The organism is Caryophanon latum (genome assembly GCF_001700325.1).
In the GTDB taxonomy this organism is placed as follows: Bacteria; Bacillota; Bacilli; order Bacillales_A; family Planococcaceae; genus Caryophanon; species Caryophanon latum.
On the sequence record NZ_MATO01000007.1, the window covers coordinates 1 to 17,280 of the forward strand.

General features: G+C 43.7%; 17 protein-coding genes. 13 read left to right on the plus strand and 4 right to left on the minus strand.

The window, feature by feature from the left end:
* Positions 1 to 219: 219 nt before the first annotated feature.
* A complete protein-coding gene (locus A6K76_RS02130; protein ID WP_066461629.1) occupies positions 220 to 459 on the plus strand; it encodes a hypothetical protein in 240 nt (79 codons plus the stop codon).
* 45 nt (positions 460 to 504) lie between these two features.
* Here A6K76_RS02130 and nagZ read toward each other — a convergent pair whose 3' ends face one another.
* Complete coding sequence (nagZ, locus tag A6K76_RS02135; protein ID WP_066461630.1) at positions 505 to 1,929, minus strand: beta-N-acetylhexosaminidase; 1,425 nt, start codon at positions 1,927 to 1,929, stop codon at positions 505 to 507.
* 283 nt (positions 1,930 to 2,212) lie between these two features.
* Between nagZ and panB the strand changes: the two genes are divergently transcribed.
* The 4 genes from panB (at position 2,213) to A6K76_RS02155 (ending at position 5,160) form a co-directional block, all read left to right on the plus strand.
* Positions 2,213 to 3,049 carry a 3-methyl-2-oxobutanoate hydroxymethyltransferase gene (gene panB / locus A6K76_RS02140; RefSeq protein WP_066461635.1) on the plus strand — a complete coding sequence of 279 codons (837 nt, stop codon included), beginning with the start codon at positions 2,213 to 2,215 and terminating at the stop codon, positions 3,047 to 3,049.
* The gene (panC, locus tag A6K76_RS02145; protein WP_066461636.1) at positions 3,049 to 3,900 is read left to right on the plus strand and encodes a pantoate--beta-alanine ligase; all 852 of its coding nucleotides are present in this window, start codon (positions 3,049 to 3,051) and stop codon (positions 3,898 to 3,900) included. The genes panB and panC overlap by 1 nt, the downstream gene beginning before the upstream one ends.
* 1 nt (position 3,901) lies before the next feature.
* Positions 3,902 to 4,285, plus strand: coding sequence for an aspartate 1-decarboxylase (gene panD, locus A6K76_RS02150; protein WP_066461638.1), 384 nt, complete (start codon positions 3,902 to 3,904; stop codon positions 4,283 to 4,285).
* Positions 4,286 to 4,395: 110 nt separating this feature from the next.
* Complete coding sequence (locus A6K76_RS02155) at positions 4,396 to 5,160, plus strand: hypothetical protein (protein WP_066461640.1); 765 nt, start codon at positions 4,396 to 4,398, stop codon at positions 5,158 to 5,160.
* A 37-nt stretch (positions 5,161 to 5,197) separates the two neighbouring features.
* Here A6K76_RS02155 and A6K76_RS02160 read toward each other — a convergent pair whose 3' ends face one another.
* Positions 5,198 to 5,611: a pyridoxamine 5'-phosphate oxidase family protein gene (locus A6K76_RS02160; RefSeq protein ID WP_066461641.1), complete on the minus strand. Its 414-nt coding sequence runs from the start codon at positions 5,609 to 5,611 to the stop codon at positions 5,198 to 5,200.
* 79 nt (positions 5,612 to 5,690) lie between these two features.
* Positions 5,691 to 6,104 carry a pyridoxamine 5'-phosphate oxidase family protein gene (locus A6K76_RS02165; protein ID WP_066461642.1) on the minus strand — a complete coding sequence of 138 codons (414 nt, stop codon included), beginning with the start codon at positions 6,102 to 6,104 and terminating at the stop codon, positions 5,691 to 5,693.
* A 156-nt stretch (positions 6,105 to 6,260) separates the two neighbouring features.
* Here A6K76_RS02165 and A6K76_RS16960 point away from each other — a divergent pair, with 156 nt between their 5' ends.
* From A6K76_RS16960 to asnS, 5 genes are read left to right on the plus strand one after another with little or no spacing between them, the layout of a single operon-like run.
* On the plus strand, positions 6,261 to 7,004 hold the full coding sequence (locus A6K76_RS16960) for an exonuclease domain-containing protein (protein WP_245671939.1): 744 nt from the start codon (positions 6,261 to 6,263) through the stop codon (positions 7,002 to 7,004).
* 44 nt (positions 7,005 to 7,048) lie between these two features.
* Positions 7,049 to 9,022, plus strand: a complete 1,974-nt coding sequence (locus A6K76_RS02170) for a helicase C-terminal domain-containing protein (RefSeq protein ID WP_245671940.1) — start codon at positions 7,049 to 7,051, stop codon at positions 9,020 to 9,022.
* Positions 9,023 to 9,080: 58 nt separating this feature from the next.
* Positions 9,081 to 9,563, plus strand: a complete 483-nt coding sequence (locus tag A6K76_RS02175; protein WP_066461643.1) for a cell wall elongation regulator TseB-like domain-containing protein — start codon at positions 9,081 to 9,083, stop codon at positions 9,561 to 9,563.
* A gap of 13 nt (positions 9,564 to 9,576) precedes the next feature.
* The gene (locus tag A6K76_RS02180) at positions 9,577 to 10,770 is read left to right on the plus strand and encodes a pyridoxal phosphate-dependent aminotransferase (RefSeq protein WP_066461646.1); all 1,194 of its coding nucleotides are present in this window, start codon (positions 9,577 to 9,579) and stop codon (positions 10,768 to 10,770) included.
* A gap of 31 nt (positions 10,771 to 10,801) precedes the next feature.
* Positions 10,802 to 12,097: an asparagine--tRNA ligase gene (gene asnS / locus A6K76_RS02185; protein WP_066461648.1), complete on the plus strand. Its 1,296-nt coding sequence runs from the start codon at positions 10,802 to 10,804 to the stop codon at positions 12,095 to 12,097.
* 98 nt (positions 12,098 to 12,195) lie between these two features.
* Here the strand turns inward: asnS and A6K76_RS02190 are convergent, their stop codons facing one another.
* The gene (locus A6K76_RS02190) at positions 12,196 to 12,510 is read right to left on the minus strand and encodes a hypothetical protein (protein WP_066461649.1); all 315 of its coding nucleotides are present in this window, start codon (positions 12,508 to 12,510) and stop codon (positions 12,196 to 12,198) included.
* Between the two features lie 1,268 nt (positions 12,511 to 13,778).
* Here A6K76_RS02190 and qoxA point away from each other — a divergent pair.
* From qoxA to qoxC, 3 genes are read left to right on the plus strand one after another with little or no spacing between them, the layout of a single operon-like run.
* A complete protein-coding gene (gene qoxA, locus A6K76_RS02195) occupies positions 13,779 to 14,663 on the plus strand; it encodes a cytochrome aa3 quinol oxidase subunit II (protein WP_066461651.1) in 885 nt (294 codons plus the stop codon).
* 58 nt (positions 14,664 to 14,721) lie between these two features.
* Complete coding sequence (qoxB, locus tag A6K76_RS02200) at positions 14,722 to 16,680, plus strand: cytochrome aa3 quinol oxidase subunit I (RefSeq protein ID WP_066461652.1); 1,959 nt, start codon at positions 14,722 to 14,724, stop codon at positions 16,678 to 16,680.
* On the plus strand, positions 16,680 to 17,279 hold the full coding sequence (qoxC, locus tag A6K76_RS02205; protein ID WP_066461654.1) for a cytochrome aa3 quinol oxidase subunit III: 600 nt from the start codon (positions 16,680 to 16,682) through the stop codon (positions 17,277 to 17,279). Before qoxB ends, qoxC begins: the two co-directional genes overlap by 1 nt.
* Position 17,280: the final 1 nt, after the last annotated feature.

The following is a 17,280-nucleotide window of genomic DNA, read 5'->3' on the forward strand; positions in this document are numbered from 1 at the left end:
TAAACCCTTTTTTCAGTTTGTCCTTGACTTGGGGACCATATTATTCGGCACATTCCTTTTTTCGTAATGAGCTATAATGGTACATAATTTACAATGAAACAAAAGGAGATGGGGAAATGAATGGAATTGTACAAAAAGTAGTATGTTTTTTCGCGCTGATGCTCGTTATGTCAATCGGGTCAGCAGCGTGATACGTATGCATCGGACAAAAAGTGGACAGTGACATTTACGGATGCAGTTGACGACAACTCTGTTACAGATGAAACGATTTATGTGTTAAATGCACAAGGGAAGCGTGAATTAGTTACGACAGACGTAAATGGTAACGAACTGTTTGTGTATGCGCCGAGTGGAGGCTATGCAGTAGGGCACTATACGTTATATGTAGACGGCGTTCAATCGACATCAGCTGTTACATTAAAGGAACGTGCGACAAAAAGCTTTACAGTGAAGAAATAATATATAGTAAAAGCCGCGCATCAACGATCATGATGCGTGGCTTTTTTATTGTAGTAATTGCTGTAGTGTATCGTTCCACTCTTTAACGGAAAAGTGCTGGACGTTCGCTTCGCCGCGCTTGCGCTTTTCTCGTAGCACACGCAACACGCTATTGTTAACGCGCTGCTCTGATAGCTCCCCGCTTTCTACAGCGGCGATAATAGCTTGTTGGGCGGCGAGCGCTTTTTGTAAATCATGCCCGACGAGTACGATATCTGCGCCTGCTGCAATCGTTTGTACCGCAATGTTTTCAATCGGCAAATCGAGCGCTTGCATCGTGACGTCGTCTGTAATAATAATACCGCTATAGCCAAGCTCATTGCGCAGCAGGTCGGTCATTACTTTTTTCGACAATGAAGCAGGGTACTCCGGGTCAAGTGCCGGCACGAGCAAATGTCCAACCATGATCATCGGCACGTTCGCTTCAATGGCGCGGCGAAACGGAATGAGCTCCGTTTGCTCTAGCTCTTGACGCGATTGCTGTAAAACGGGCAGTGCTAAATGTGAATCGACGTCCGTATCGCCATGCCCTGGGAAATGCTTGGCGGACGTCGTCATGTTTGCAGCGCGCAGTCCACGATGAAAGGCGAGCGCATAATCAGCCGCTGTTTGTGGGTTGCTACTAAAGCTGCGCGTGCCGATGACCGGATTGTTCGGATTGCTATTGACGTCCATAACAGGTGCAAAATCGACGTGAATACCGTATGCGGCGAGCGCTTTGCCGATATGCTGTGCAATTTGCTGCACTTCATCGACGCTGTAGCGCTGCGCAAGTGTCGCGGCAGTCGGAATGCTCGCAAGCTCATTTGGCAAGCGGCTCACATTGCCACCTTCCTCATCGATCGATAACGAAAGTGGCTCGTTATGTGTGAGTGCGTGAAACTGTGTGCTAAAGTCGCGCAGCTGTGCGTCGCTCGTAATATTTTTCGAAAATAAAATGACGTTGCTAATGAAATGCTCCTCAACGGCTTGCTGTAGCGCAGGTGTAACGGTCGTACCTTCAAAGCCTGCGACGATGAGGTGACCGACGCGTTCTTTGAGCGGCATCGCATAAACGTGCTGTTTCAATGTTTCTACGTTGCGAGTAATATGCAACGCAGTAACGATGTCGCCTTCACTCGTCCAGCGCAGCGTATGTAAGTCGTCGAGTGCGAGCGGCTCACGTAGCGTCACCGCATCAATCGGGATTGGCTCAATCGTTTTCGTTATTTTCGTAATGATGCCGTTCGTTGCTTCGTATGAGATGTTTTCAAGTGGTAGCGCGTATTGCTCCTCCGTAATACCGAGCTCCACATTCGTTTCAAATAGTAGCTTCGCGTCTGCTACATGTTCGGCAAAGCGGTTATCGTTTATTGGTGCTGGCTGCTCTGTTGGTGTCGTACAGCCACCGAGTATGGCGACGAAAAACAGCAAAAGCAATCGTTTTCTCATAATAATTCCTCCAATTAAATAGACGCGCAAATTTTTTTTTGCTATAGTATGCGTGAAGGACAGTATCCAATGGTGAACTGTACCTCCAAATAATGTATATGAAACTATTATAATCTGCCTTGATCTAAAAAAGACAGGGACGGAAGAAAACAGCATTTCTTTGTACGAAAAGGTGCCGCTTTAGTGCGCCTATTTTTGTATAAGTACGCATGGATCTTTCTGTCTTGCACAGAAAGTTTTTTTGTTTTCTTCTAATCTTTCACAAAAGAGGGAGGACGAACAAATGAAAACAACAACACAATTTTTAAACATGAAAGCACGCGGCGAAAAAATCGTGATGGTAACGGCGTATGATTACGCACAGGCGACACTTGCTGAGCAGGCGGACGTCGATATGATTTTAGTCGGGGATTCACTCGGCATGGTCGTACTTGGCTACGATTCAACGATGCGCGTAACAGTAGATGATATGGTACATCACGCAAAAGCAGTTCGTCGCGGCGCAAAAGACACATTTATCGTTGTCGATATGCCGTTTGGTAGCTACCACGGTGATGTAAACGATACGTTAAAAACAGCAGTACGTATGATGCAAGAAACGGACGCGAATGCACTAAAAGTAGAAGGTGCAGGCGAAGTGCTTGATGTGATTCGTAAACTAACGGCAGCGGGCATTCCAGTCGTTGCGCATTTAGGATTACAGCCACAAGCAGCAGGTGTGCTCGGCGGCTATAAAGTGCAAGGCAAAACAGCAGCACAAGCAGAAGCGTTAATTCGCGATGCAAAGGCAGTGCAAGAAGCGGGCGCATGTGCTGTCGTATTTGAGTGTATTCCACACGAATTAACAGACGTTATTTCACGTCAGCTCGTCATTCCGACAATCGGCATCGGTGCAGGCGTTGAAGCGGACGGGCAAGTGCTCGTATATCACGACTTATTAAAGTTTGGCGAGCACCGCGTACCGAAATTTGTCAACGTATTTGCCGATGCAGGTAGCGTTATGCGTGAAGGATTGCGCGGCTATACAGAAGCGGTGCGTAACGAAACGTTCCCGACACTTGCACATAGCTTTACGATGGACGAGGAACAACTACAGCATTTATACGGAGGCGTCAAATAATGCAAGTACTTAAAACAATTGCGGAGCTGCGTACGTGGGTAGCGGCGAAACAAAATGAAAAGCAAACGATTGGCTTCGTACCGACGATGGGTGCGCTTCACGAAGGGCATTTAACGTTAGCAGCAGCTGCAAAAAAAGAAAACGACGTGGCGATTATGAGCGTGTTTGTTAATCCGACGCAGTTTGGACCAAATGAAGATTTCGATGCGTATCCACGCGATTTAGCGCGAGACGTCGAGCTTGCATCGTCAGTTGGCGTCGATGCGGTATTTGCACCGAGCGTTGACGACATGTATCCACACGACGGCGGCATTCGTTTACTCGCAGGGCGTCAAGCGACGATTTTATGCGGAGCAAGCCGACCAGGGCATTTTGACGGCGTTATTCAAGTTGTGAGCAAGCTATTTCACCTCGTGCAGCCGACGCATGCGTATTTCGGTCAAAAGGACGCGCAGCAAGTGGCGATTATTCAAACGATGGTGCGCGATTTTAACTTCCCTGTAACGCTGCGCATCATTCCGGTTGTGCGCGAGGAGGACGGTTTAGCGAAATCATCTCGTAACATTTATTTAAGCGAAGCAGAGCGCGCGGAAGCACCGAATATTTATGCGGCGTTGCAAATGGCGCGTGACATCGTTGTGAAGACGAACGATGCGGCTGCAGCTGTACAAGCAGCGCGTAATCATATCGAAAGCACGACGAACGGGCGCATCGATTATATCGAAGTGTTATCGTACCCAGATTTAGCACAAGTGAACGAGCAGACGACAGATGTGCTCATCGCAGCAGCCGTTTATATTGGCACAACACGTTTAATTGATAATATTTTAGTTTCAGTAGGAGGAAAATAACATGTTACGGATGATGATGAACAGCAAAATACACCGCGCTACAGTGACGCAAGCAGATTTAAACTATGTCGGCTCCATTACGATTGACCAAGATATTTTAGATGCAGTCGGGATGCTGCCGAACGAGAAAGTGCACATTGTGAATAACAACAACGGCGCACGCTTTGAAACGTACATTATTTCAGGTGAGCGTGGCAGCGGCGTTATTTGTGTAAATGGTGCAGCAGCGCGCTTAGTGCAAAAAGGTGATATCGTCATTATTATGTCGTATGCGTACGTGACGAACGACGAAGCACCGACGCATAAGCCGACAGTAGCCATTATGGACGAAAACAACCGCATTAAAGATATGATTTCATACGAGCCAGAAGCGACAGTTATGTAACGTTTAGTGGTGAGTGGATAGGCTGTGCGATTTACTGCACAGCCTATTTATTTTCACAAAAAAGCCGATAGAAGTAGTATGATAAAAGGAAACACAAAGGGGGAGTTTATATGAACACGTTATATCCGTATGAGCAATTGCCACATGAGCTAACGAAACATGCAGTTTGGCAATATGTGCAGTCGATTCGTCATTGCCGCGATCGCCAGCACCCCATTTATCAATTTTTCATCGATTACGTAACGGAGACGATTACGATCGATATGCAGCGTTACGGCTTGCAATACGTTGATGTATTAAAAACATCGTCGTTTGAGCCGGTGAAGCTAACGTTAAAAGATGTAAGCCCAATTTGGTCGACACGTTTAGTGAAACTATTTGAAGATGCGCACGTACCATTTTTAGCGATGCTGCAAGAAGTTGCACCACAAGCATATCGTTATGAAATTCAAGGCGGGCAGTTTCGCATGACTGAGCAAGAAAGCTTATCGTTAGAAGGGAAGCAAACGGTGCTTATGCATACGATGCCACTCGTTGCACAGCAGCTTACACAGTCGGCAATGACACCAGCACAGCGCACGTGGCTGCTTCATATGTACACTCTTCAGCTGCAGACGAGCATCGACGTTGTAAATGCGTATTTAACGTTACAGTTAGCCCAAGCAGTTGAAGAAGTCGAGCATGCGCAAGCGTCGGAGCAGTCGATTTTTTGGCCGCGTTTAGAGTCGCGCTTTAAAGGCGATACGCTCCTATTTACGGAGGAAGGACAGTACATTTGTACGTTTTTACAATATATGAAAGATGCGACACTTCAGCAACAATTTATGTTATATGACAAAGACTCTATGCTTGATGCATATGCATACATTCAATAAAAAGCGACGCCCATCATTTCAGATGGCGTCGCTTTTTTTATTCACTGAATTCAATGCTCTGTGGTGCTTGTCCGTTTTTGTTCATAAGTGTAATGCGAATCGGCTCAATTTGCATCGCAATCATATCGCTTTCTTGTCCGAACAAGCCGCGCAAGAAGTTCGTCACCTTCAGTTTTATTTCATCGTCACGGAAGTCTGTCACTTTACCTTCAATTTCTAAGTATGGTGCGTCGACATCGTTATTTGTGTAGCCGTATAAAATGTGAACGTACGGGTTTGTTTGCAAATCCGCCACTTTTTGTGAGTCCTCTAGCGTGCGTGTGTAGAGCACGAAATCCTCATTTGTGAACGTCATGTAGCGTGAGTACGGACGATTGTTATGCACGGTCGTTAAGGAGCCAATTTTATTGCTATTTAAAATGTCTAAAATTTGTTGTTTCACTTGTTCCATTTTGTCGTCGCTGCGGAGAGAATGTTTACCGCAGCGTCTTCACCTCGTTTCTATTCGGAATTGGTAAAGAAAATCACTGTTAAGGTAGCGGTACTTCCTCTTGATGATTGCCGGACTTGTTCATAATACGCATGCGTGTCGGTGTAATTTTCAACACGAGCATTTCAGATGGGTCGGCAAAATAATCGTCGCGGAATTGCTGCACGAATTGCTCTTTAATCGTCGAGTCGTCGTATTCTGTAACGTTCGCTTCGATTTCTAAAAATTCCTCGAGCAGCCCGTTGTTTTCGTAACCGTACAAAATATGTGTGTGTGGGTTTTGCGAAAGATCATGTACTTTTTCTGTGTTTTTGGCGGTTACGGTATACAGCGTGAACCCTTCGTTATGAAATGTCATGTAACGTGCGTACGGCTTGCCATCATAAACAGTCGCCAATGTGCCGATGCGTTCGTTTTGTAAAATAGTTAATGCTTTTTCTTGAACTGTGCTCAAACGTATCACTCCTTTAAACGATTTACATACTACTGTTACCCAAACATTGGAAGGGTGAAACTAGTAGCGCAATCATTTTTCACTTATAAACGCATGACCGACGCACGCGAGTATGGTACACTTTTTTCTATTATGAAGATAGTGAGTTGAGGCGTGATGGAAAGTCAAAAATATGCAATTGTCGATTTAGAAACGACCGGTCATTCATCCAAAAATGGCGACCGTATTATTCAAATTGCCATTGTTATGATGGAAAATTGGAAAATTGAACGAACATTTACAACTTTTGTGCATCCAGGGCAGCCGATTCCGGTACATATTTGCGACTTGACGCATATTACCGATGAAGATGTAGCAGACGCGATGCCGTTTGAAATGCATGCCGATTACGTATATGAGCTACTGCAAGATGCGGTATTTGTCGCGCACAATGTTGATTTTGATTTAAATTTTTTACAGCAGGAGTTTACGCGTGTAGGCTTACCGAAATGGCAAGGTCGATTTATCGATACGGTCGAGCTTGCCAAAATTGTTTTCCCGATGTCGCTTAGCTTTAAGCTTGGTGATTTGGCGCAGGATTTAGCGATTCCACTTGAGCAAGCACACCGAGCGGACGACGATGCTCGTGCGACCGCTGCGCTGCTGGTGAAGTGTTATGAGGAAATTTTAAGGTTGCCGCAACTGACGCTTGAGCAGCTGCATAAGCGTTCGTTTCGCTTGAAGTCGCACATTTCGCATTTATTGTTTGATGCATTGCGCGAAAAACGTATGCAGCACGAGACGCGTCAAGACATTATGTATTTTGGGCGCATCGCCATTCAAAAGGAAAAAAATATAAGCGACTGCGCCAGCTACAGACGGCGTATCCGCAATCTGCTGCAAAAAAGCTCGAGCTATTGACGCGCGCTTTTCCACAATTTGAGGAGAGACGTGCGCAATTTGACATGATGGACATCGTGTGGGAGGCGTTGCATGAGCGACAAGAGTGCGTTATTGAAGCATCTACAGGTATTGGCAAGTCGCTTGCGTATTTATTGCCAGCGATTTTATATGCGAAGCGCACGAAGCAAAAAGTCGGCATTAGCACGTATACAGCATATTTGCAGGAGCAGCTGCTGCAGGAGGAGTTGCCAAAAATTGAGCGCGTGCTGCGAACGAATGTGCATGTTGCGCTATTAAAAGGAATGCAGCATTATGTCGATTTAGACCGCGTGACGCAAATGTTGCGAACAGAGCTACAGTCGTACGATGAAACGAGTACGCTTTTGCAAGTGCTCGTTTGGCTCACGAAAACCGAAACGGGCGACTTAAGCGAAATTACGGTGACAGGTGGTGGACAGCTCGTACTCGATCGTTTGCGAAAGTCACCTGCTGCACCGGTTGCGAGCGTCGACTATTATGAGCGAGCGTTGACGCGTAGCCGCGATGCAGAAGTGATCATTACGAACCATGCGATGTTGCTTGCCGATGCAACGCGAAAAACGCCAATTTATGAGCAAGTGCAAGCTTGGATTATCGATGAAGGACATCAAATGGTGCAAACAGCTGTGCAGCAAGATGAGCGCTTATTCCATTACACGAACTGGAAATACATTTTAGGACAAATCGGCACGTCGGAGGAACATCAACTATTTCGAAAATTGTATAAACATGCGTTACGTGCGCAGCGTGTGCCAATGCAAGTATTGCTGCAAGCAGAAAAGCGTTACGTGCGCATGATGCGTTTATTTGAAGAAGCGGTGCAAGCAATTGTACATGCGCTATCACTCGTAGAAGACGACGTGAAGCAAACGGTTTTTTTACGCGACGTCGAGCTGCCGATGCATATCATTGTCGAAACGCGTGATGCGATTGTGCGATGGCTAGAAAGCGCAAAGGAAATAAGCGAGCTGTTTGTAAGCGGTACGAAATCGCTATCGCTAGAAGAACTATATGTGCTGCACGATTGGCAATTTATCGTGCGTGAAATGGTCATTAAAGTGGCGGAGTGGGAGAATCTTTTCATTCGACAAGACGTCAACTATACGACGTGGCTTGAGTTAGACGTACGCAGCTTACCAGGCAGCTTACATGTGCTGCAAAAGCCAATTGATGTTGAGCAATCGATGCGAGCGTTATTTCGTAATCGTCGCGGGAACATGAGCATCATTTGGACGTCTGGTACGATGACGGTGCCGCATAACGAGCGCTACATCGCCAATCAGCTTGGCGTTGCAGCGAATGTGCCGATTCATTCATTTACCGCACCAGCAAGCTATTACAGCGGGGCGAAAATGATGATCGTGTCGGACATGCCTGATGTGCAAGAAGTGCCGCATATGCAGTACGTCGCCGCAGTAGCTGAGGCAGTTATGCAGACGGTCGTGCAAACAGAAGGACGCAGCTTCGTATTATTTACGTCACAGCAAATGCTAAAGGATACGGTGCAATTTATTCAAGAGCGCGATATTTTAAACGATTATATGCTGTTTGCACAAGGTGTGACGAGCGGCAGTCGCATGCGTTTATTAAAGGCGTTTCAAAAGTTTCCGCGCTCGATTTTATTCGGCACGAACAGCTTTTGGGAAGGTGTGGACGTACCGGGCGATGCGCTGTCGGCTGTCATCGTCGTAAGGTTGCCATTTTCTTCACCTGAGGAGCCAATTTTTAAAGCGCGTGCAGAGAAGCTGACGAGACAGCGACAAAATGCGTTTACCGAGCTTGCGTTACCCGAGGCAATTTTACGCTTTAAGCAAGGGTTCGGCCGCCTCATACGTTCGTCGCAAGATCGCGGTGTTTTTATCGTGCTCGATCGCCGAATTGACACGAAATCGTACGGGCGAGAATTTATTGCTTCGTTACCGCCAATTGATGTAAAAAAACTAGCATTACATCATATGGTTTTAGCATTAGAACATTGGTATAATAATGAACGATGAGGAAGAAAGCAGGAGACATTATGGAATCAAATACACAACACATGAAGCAGGTGTGGGCATGAAAAATTGGATTACCTTTATTTCCGTATTCTTTGTTTCTTTAGCACTTGTCATAACAATTATAGTAGTTTGGAATGCTGATGCGCCGTTTGCGGATATAGAGAAGCAAGCAGAGAAACTTGCCATCGAACAAGGGCATATTGTCGATGCGACGAGCTCGTATACGTATAACGGTCAATCATCGTACGTCACGATTTTCGGGGTAGACGAAAATGGTGACGAAAAAGCTGTCTTTGTTCCGAAGAGCCTAGAAGAGGAATTCATACAGGAAGTGTTAGTAAAAGACGGTATTACGAAAGAGCAAGCTTTAGATGTTTTAAGCAATGAAGCGGGCGTCAAAGAGCTGCTTCATGCAAAGTTAGGTTTCGAAAAGCCAGGCGCTGTATGGGAATTGACGTATTTAAACGACGAAGGTCAACTCAACTACGTTTATATTTTACATAGCAACGGCGAATGGTGGAAACGCATTTTAAATTTGTAAGGAGAGAATCCCCATGAATCATTTATTAGCGAACCGTGCACAAACATTAACACCATCTGCAACATTAGCCATTACTGCCAAAGCGAAGGAATTAAAAGAGCAAGGCGTTGACGTAATCGGCTTAGGTGCAGGTGAACCAGATTTCAACACACCAGAAAATATTTTGCAAGCAGCGAAAGATTCAATGGATGCTGGCTTAACGAAGTATACGCCAGCAGGAGGTTTACCGGCATTAAAGCAAGCGGTTATTGCGAAGCTTGAGCGCGACAACAATTTAACGTATAGCGCAAACGAAGTAATGATTGGTGTTGGTGCAAAGCATGTATTGTACACATTATTCCAGGTTATTTTAAATGAAGGCGATGAAGTGATTATTCCAATCCCGTATTGGGTATCGTATCCAGAGCAAGTTAAGCTTGCCGGTGGTGTGCCTGTATACATCGAAGGGACAGCAGAGCAGCAATACAAAATTACAGCGCAGCAACTACGCGATGCTGTAACTGATAAAACAAAAGCTGTTATTATTAACTCTCCAAGTAATCCGTCGGGCATGATTTATTCTAAGGAAGAATTAGCCGAGCTAGCAGCAGTAGCAGAAGAGAAAAACATTTTAATCGTGTCAGACGAAATTTATGAAAAGCTTGTGTATGGCGACAACGCACATTACTCAATTGCACAGCTTTCTGACAGCGTGAAGGCGCGCACGATCGTCGTAAACGGTGTGGCGAAATCACACTCAATGACAGGCTGGCGCATCGGTTACGCAGCAGGTGATGCAGTAATCATTAAAGCGATGACAGACCTTGCCTCTCACTCGACGTCAAACGCGACAACGACAGCGCAATATGCGACAATTGAAGCATATAATGGTCCTCAAGATGCGGTAGAAACAATGCGTCAAGCGTTCGAAAGCCGTCTTGAAGTCATTTATCCTAAGTTAAGCGCAATTCCAGGCTTCAACGTGTTAAAGCCACAAGGAGCGTTTTACTTACTACCAGACGTAGCAGAAGCTGCACAAAAAACAGGCTACGCATCAGTTGACGATTTCGTAGCCGCATTATTAACAGAAGCAAACGTGGCGGTTGTGCCAGGTTCAGGCTTCGGTTCACCACGCACAATTCGTTTATCGTATGCGACATCATTAGAACTACTAGAAGAAGCGGTAAAACGTATGCATGCATTTGTTGAAAGTAAATGGCAAGCATAATTCCCTTCTTCTAATGTAGCAGGAGGAAGTTATGAAAAAAATTACAATTAGTGACATGCCAAAGCACATTGGCGAAACAGTTAAAATTGGCGCATGGCTCGCAAATAAGCGTGCAAGTGGCAAAATGGCATTTTTACAGCTGCGTGACGGTTCAGGCTTTGCACAAGGCATCGTCGTAAAAGAGGAAGTTGGCGAGGAGCTATTCGCCGTAGCAAAAGGGATGACGCAAGAAACATCAATGTATGTAATCGGTGAAGTAAAAGCAGACGAGCGCTCAACGTTCGGTGCAGAGCTAAACGTAACAGGCATTGAAGTTATTCATGCAGCGAAGGACTACCCAATTACACCGAAAGAGCACGGCACGGAGTTTTTAATGGACAACCGTCATTTATGGCTGCGCTCTCGTAAGCAGCACGCCGTTATGAAAGTGCGTAACGAAATTATTCGCGCAACGTACGAGTTTTTTAACGACAATGGCTTTACGAAAATGGATCCACCAATTTTAACTGGTTCTGCACCAGAAGGCACTTCAGAATTATTTGCGACGAAATATTTCGATGAAGATGCGTATCTTTCTCAATCTGGTCAGCTTTACATGGAAGCTGCAGCGATGGCATTAGGGAAAGTATTCTCATTCGGTCCAACATTCCGCGCTGAAAAATCGAAAACGCGTCGTCATTTAATCGAGTTTTGGATGATTGAACCGGAAATGGCATTTGTACAGTTTGAGGAAAATTTAGAAGTACAAGAGCAGTACGTAACACATATCGTACAATCTGTGCTGAAAAACTGCAAAATGGATTTAGAGCGTTTAGGTCGCGACACATCAAAGTTAGAACAAATTCAAGCACCATTCCCACGCATTTCGTATGACGATGCGATTGCCTTTTTACATGAGCAAGGTTTCGATGATATTGAGTGGGGCGATGATTTCGGCGCACCGCATGAAACGGCGATTGCGAACCATTTCGACAAGCCGGTATTCATTACGTGCTACCCAACTGGTATTAAACCGTTTTACATGCAGCCGCACCCAGAGCGAGATGACGTTGTATTATGTGCGGACTTAATTGCACCAGAAGGCTACGGCGAAATTATCGGTGGCTCAGAGCGTATTCATGACTACGATTTATTAAAGTCTCGCCTAGAGGAACATAACTTATCAATGGACGCGTACAAGTGGTATTTAGAATTACGTCAGCAAGGCTCAGTGCCACACTCAGGCTTCGGTTTAGGTCTTGAGCGTACAGTCGCATGGATTTCAGGAACAGAGCACATTCGTGAAACAATTCCATTCCCGCGCTTACTGAACCGTCTATACCCTTAATTGTAAAACTAGCACGTGATAGTTAAACAAAAAGTAGAAAAACGGCATTGGAAAATTTTCCAATGCCGTTTATTTTGTTTACTCTTTTGTACTGTTGATTACAAATTAATCGTAATGCCTTTATATTTCACAATACCCCAAACGAATGCGACAACGGCAATGCCGAAAAATAAAGGGACCCATAAAATGAGCATGATGAGCATTGAATCATCAATCCCATTTGTTGCTAATTCAAAGAAGTATCCTAAAAATACAGAAGAAGTCCAAGAGAAAATAAATGTTGAAATACCGCCCCAAATAATCCACGCATTGTAGTCGGTCATTTTATGCATCGCTACGCCGACGATAATACCGACAATCGTTGCAATAAGAGATGCGATAACGAGTGTAGGGTCCGTTAAAAATTCTGTCATCATCAAAACTCCTTTACTATTTACTATGCTCAACTAACATTGAACATGATTACCTATAAAATACCATTATTTAAACGAGATGTCACATTTGTTTTACTCGTTCGATACGTGTTTCTACTATTTAAATGGTAAAGTGTCATACATTTGTAAAAAAGAACAATTTGATGAAATGATTTATTATGACGTTTTATTAAAGTTCGAAAGTAAAATACGTTGTTAACTGTTACTTGATTACATAGTTCACCACTTGCAGCATCGTGATCGCTGTTTCATTAAGGTAGCCGCTTTTCGTGGACACGGCCTTCGTATAGTTGAGCGGAATGGGATACTACACGAGTCACCGCCTGACAAACATCGTGTTCGCCGCCGAGCCCCAAGAATTGATCTGCCTCGAGTAACCGCAGAGGCAAAGCGAGCCGCAATACGCGAACTGCCAATGGAATGGCGAATCAACCCGCTTGATAAACTAGTTTTTAGACAGAACCTAGTGGAAAGGCTGCCTCGACGTGAAAAGCAACCCTAAGTTATCGTGAAGAGCCCTCTTTTGTGTGGAGAGCTATAATTATCCATTCTCACCTATAGATTTAAGTCGTTTCAATTAATAAAATATTTCATTCTCGTCATAGAAATGCCATAATTAAAAAGGGTTTCAGAAAAGCCTATGAATACTTGATAAATCAAGGTTTAGCGCGTGTTTGAGGCGCGTAGAAATACGCTATGAAAGTAGCACGTTATATTCAAATTGTTAGTTAAATGGAAGAATATTTCGAGTTTACTTTGACTTCCTGTGCAACTTCACATAAAATTTGAGTAGGTTAGAGGGGTAGTAAACATTATAGGTGTAATGCAGTTAGAAAAGTAATAGAGGCAATTGCTCATAAATGGCAACAACAGTGCGAGGGGCTATTTGTGCAGTAGGACTCTACGAATACTTGGCGAACTAATTGAGCGTCATGTATGGAATTTATTTAACTTTTCAGCTGTGCGTTTCTCCGTGTATCGGACGAGTTCGTCAAAGCTTTTTGAGCATGTGCGCTTTACATAGCAATCAACAACTGCGTACATCGTTCACGTACTTTTTATAATATGGTAGTTTGGTGACTTGTTCAAATACAATGTGAGAAGAGCAGCGATTGCTGTTAGGCATGTATAATGTCTATTGACTTCGGAATGCCATATATATCTGTTAAATATGGTCGTGTGAGCATCGTTTGATGGGTAGATATGACAGTTCTAGCCAGCTCAATTAGATTGAAGGGAGTTCACCTATGAAAGCGAAAATGAAAGGGACTTTTCTCGCTGCATTAATGGGTATTAGTGCACTTGTTTTAGGTGCATGTGAACCATTACTGTTCTTAGATCCTAAAGGTCCTCAAGCTCAGCGCCAAGCAGATGACACAATGCTTTTAATTTATGTCATGTCTGCAATTGTTCTCGTGGTATTAGTAATTTTAGCGGTAATGCTAGTGAAGTACCGCGCGTCTAAACAACGCCCAGATTATGAGCCACCACACATTGAAGGTAGTGTGCTTATCGAGGCAATCTGTATCGGTATTCCTGTAATCATCGTTATTTTCTTATCAGTAGTTTCTGTAAAATCGAACTACATCGTAGAAGCGGTTCCACAAGGATATGAGGATACAGAACCATTAGTAGTATACGCTTCATCTTCTAACTGGAAATGGCACTTCAGCTACCCAGAAGAAGATATCGAAACTGTAAACTACTTATTTATCCCAGCAGGTCGTGCTATTGAATTCCGTTTATACTCTTACGGACCAATCACAAGTTTCTGGATTCCACAATTAGGTGGACAAAAATATGCCATGGCTGACATGGAAACAACTTTACACTTAGCTGCCGACAAACCAGGTGAATTCATGGGTCGTAACGGTAACTTTAGTGGTGTAGGTTTCGCAGAAAATACATTCAATGTTAAAGCGATGCCACAAGCTGAATTTGACGAGTGGGTAGAAGAAGTACATGCTACTGCTGAACCACTTACTGAAGAAAAATTTGAAGAGTTATTAGAGCCAGGTCACTTAGGTACTTCAACGTACACTGGTACTCACTTAGAATTCTCGCCGTCTCCAGGTAAACACAGCTCTCACAGTGTGAAAGACCCAGACGCAGAGGAACATTCTTCTCACTAATCTTTTAACTTATTCGTAGCGAAAAAGTAATAAATCATCTGGAAGGAGTTACGAAAAGATGGAATTCTTTGAGCGATTCGCCATACCACATCCAAGTTTCTTAATTTATGTGGCAATGGCTTCCATGATTATAGGTGCGATTGTTATCGTTGCTGGTATCACGTACTTAAAAAAATGGGGCTATTTATGGCGTGAATGGATCACAACTGTTGACCATAAGAAAATCGGTATCATGTACCTTATCGTAGCATTATTAATGCTATTCCGCGGTGGTATTGACGCAGTAATGCTTCGTTACCAACTTGCAATGCCTGAAAATACTTTCTTAGATTCTCAACATTATAACGAAGTATTTACAACACACGGGATCGTCATGATTTTATTCATGGCAATGCCATTCATTATTTTCTTCTTTAACTTCCTTGTACCATTACAAATTGGTGCTCGTGACGTAGCGTTCCCACGCTTAAACTCATTAAGTTTCTGGTTATTCTTCATGGGTATGGGATTATTCAACATCTCATTCGTAATCGGTGGTTCACCGGATGCGGGTTGGACATCTTACTTCCCGCTAGCGGGTAACGAGTTCTCTACTTCTGTAGGTACGAACTACTACATGATTTCTTTACAAATTGCGGGTCTTGGTACGTTAATGACAGGTATTAACTTCATGACGACAATCTTCCGCATGCGTGCTCCAGGTATGACGTTAATGCGTATGCCAATGTTCACTTGGTCAGCACTTATTGCTAACGTAATTATCGTATTTGCGTTCCCTGTATTAACAGTAGCGTTAGCGATGGGTACGTTAGACCGTTTAGCAGGAACTCAGTTCTTCACAACGGACAATGGTGGTATGGACATGCTTTGGGCCAACCTATTCTGGGTTTGGGGTCACCCTGAAGTATATATCTTAATTTTACCAGCATTCGGTTTATTCTCTGAGATCATTCCAGTATTCGCTCGTCGTAACTTATACGGTTACACGTCAATGGTTTGGTCAATGATCATTATCTCAGTATTCTCATTCGGAGTTTGGACTCACCATTTCTTCACAATGGGTCAAGGTGCGTTAACAAACTCAGTATTCTCTATTACGACGATGGCGATCGCTGTACCAACAGGGGTTAAAATCTTCAACTGGTTATTCACGCTTTACAAAGGTAAAATTGAAATGACAACACCGATGCTTTATTCGATGTTATTCATTCCATTATTTACTCTTGGTGGTGTAACAGGGGTTATGCTTGCGATGTCAGCAGCTGACTACCAATACCACAACTCAATGTTCTTAGTAGCTCACTTCCATAACGTAATCATCCCAGGGGTTGTTTACGCGATGTTAGCAGGTTTAACATTCTACTGGCCGAAATTATTCGGTTTCATGCTTAACGAGAAAATCGGTAAAGCAACAGCTTGGATTATGTCAATCGGTTTCGTGTTATCATTCATTCCAATGTACATCACTGGTTTAGATGGTCAACCACGTCGCGGATACACATACTCTGAAGCAAGTGGTTACGGTACATTAAACATGGTTGCCTTCATTGGTGCGATGATTATGTCTGTATCATTCTTAATGCTTGTGTATAACATTTATTACAGCTTCCGTAACTCACCACGTGATATCGGTGACGATCCATGGGATGCTCGTTCTCTTGAGTGGGCGACAAATACGCCAATTCCTGAGTACAACTTTGCTGTATTACCACAAATTAAATCTCGTGAAGCATTCTGGGATCATAAATATGGTGGCAAAGATAAAGACTTATTCGCAGGTCAAAAAATCGAGCGAATTCATATGCCTAACAAATCAGGCGTACCGTTTATTATGAACGTATTCTTCTTCGTACTAGGATTCTGCTTAGTATTCTCTATGTACATCCCTGCAATCATTGCATTCGTAGGTGTGTTAGCTTGTATGGCTCACCGTTCATTCGAGGATGATCACGGATTCTACTTCGAAGTTGAAGAAATCGAAGAAATTGAACGTGAAAAGCGAGGTGCGATTAAATAATGGCTCATGTTGACACTTCAAAACCTTTAGAGTATCAAACAGAAGAAGGTCGTTTAAAGATCTTAGGTTTCTGGATTTTCTTAGGTGCCGAAATCATGCTTTTCGCGACATTATTTACATGTTACTTTGTAATGGAAGGTCGCACAGGTAATGGTCCAACTGGTGCAGAAATCTTCGAGATTGGCCCAGTTTTAATTGAAACATTCGTACTTTTAACAAGTAGTTTCACAATCGGTTTAGCAATTCACGCTATGCGATTAGGCGCTAAAAAAGCAACAATCAACTTCATGATCGTTACTTTATTATTAGGTGCTGTGTTCTTAGGTGTAGAGATTTACGAGTTCTATCACTATGCACACATCGGCGCTGGAATTACAGTTTCTGGTTTCACATCTACACTATTAACAACTCTAGGTACACACGGACTTCACGTAACGTTCGGTTTATTCTGGGGTACAGCGATTATTTTACAAATCGCTAAACGTGGTCTAAACAACGTGACAGCTAATAAAGCGTTTATCTTCTCTTTATACTGGCACTTCCTAGACGTAGTTTGGATTTTCATCTTCAGTTTCATCTATCTGAAAGGAATGTTGTAAT

Bases quoted from the DNA above. Each gene is read 5' to 3' on its own strand.
- nagZ (WP_066461630.1), bottom strand. From the start codon at position 1,929: ATGAGAAAACGATTGCTTTTGCTGTTTTTCGTCGCCATACTCGGTGGC.
- panB (WP_066461635.1), top strand. From the start codon at position 2,213: ATGAAAACAACAACACAATTTTTAAACATGAAAGCACGCGGCGAAAAA.
- panC (WP_066461636.1), top strand. From the start codon at position 3,049: ATGCAAGTACTTAAAACAATTGCGGAGCTGCGTACGTGGGTAGCGGCG.
- panD (WP_066461638.1), top strand. From the start codon at position 3,902: ATGTTACGGATGATGATGAACAGCAAAATACACCGCGCTACAGTGACG.
- A6K76_RS02155 (WP_066461640.1), top strand. From the start codon at position 4,396: ATGAACACGTTATATCCGTATGAGCAATTGCCACATGAGCTAACGAAA.
- A6K76_RS02160 (WP_066461641.1), bottom strand. From the start codon at position 5,611: ATGGAACAAGTGAAACAACAAATTTTAGACATTTTAAATAGCAATAAA.
- A6K76_RS16960 (WP_245671939.1), top strand. From the start codon at position 6,261: ATGGAAAGTCAAAAATATGCAATTGTCGATTTAGAAACGACCGGTCAT.
- A6K76_RS02170 (WP_245671940.1), top strand. From the start codon at position 7,049: ATGATGGACATCGTGTGGGAGGCGTTGCATGAGCGACAAGAGTGCGTT.
- A6K76_RS02175 (WP_066461643.1), top strand. From the start codon at position 9,081: ATGAAAAATTGGATTACCTTTATTTCCGTATTCTTTGTTTCTTTAGCA.
- A6K76_RS02180 (WP_066461646.1), top strand. From the start codon at position 9,577: ATGAATCATTTATTAGCGAACCGTGCACAAACATTAACACCATCTGCA.
- asnS (WP_066461648.1), top strand. From the start codon at position 10,802: ATGAAAAAAATTACAATTAGTGACATGCCAAAGCACATTGGCGAAACA.
- A6K76_RS02190 (WP_066461649.1), bottom strand. From the start codon at position 12,510: ATGACAGAATTTTTAACGGACCCTACACTCGTTATCGCATCTCTTATT.
- qoxA (WP_066461651.1), top strand. From the start codon at position 13,779: ATGAAAGCGAAAATGAAAGGGACTTTTCTCGCTGCATTAATGGGTATT.
- qoxB (WP_066461652.1), top strand. From the start codon at position 14,722: ATGGAATTCTTTGAGCGATTCGCCATACCACATCCAAGTTTCTTAATT.
- qoxC (WP_066461654.1), top strand. From the start codon at position 16,680: ATGGCTCATGTTGACACTTCAAAACCTTTAGAGTATCAAACAGAAGAA.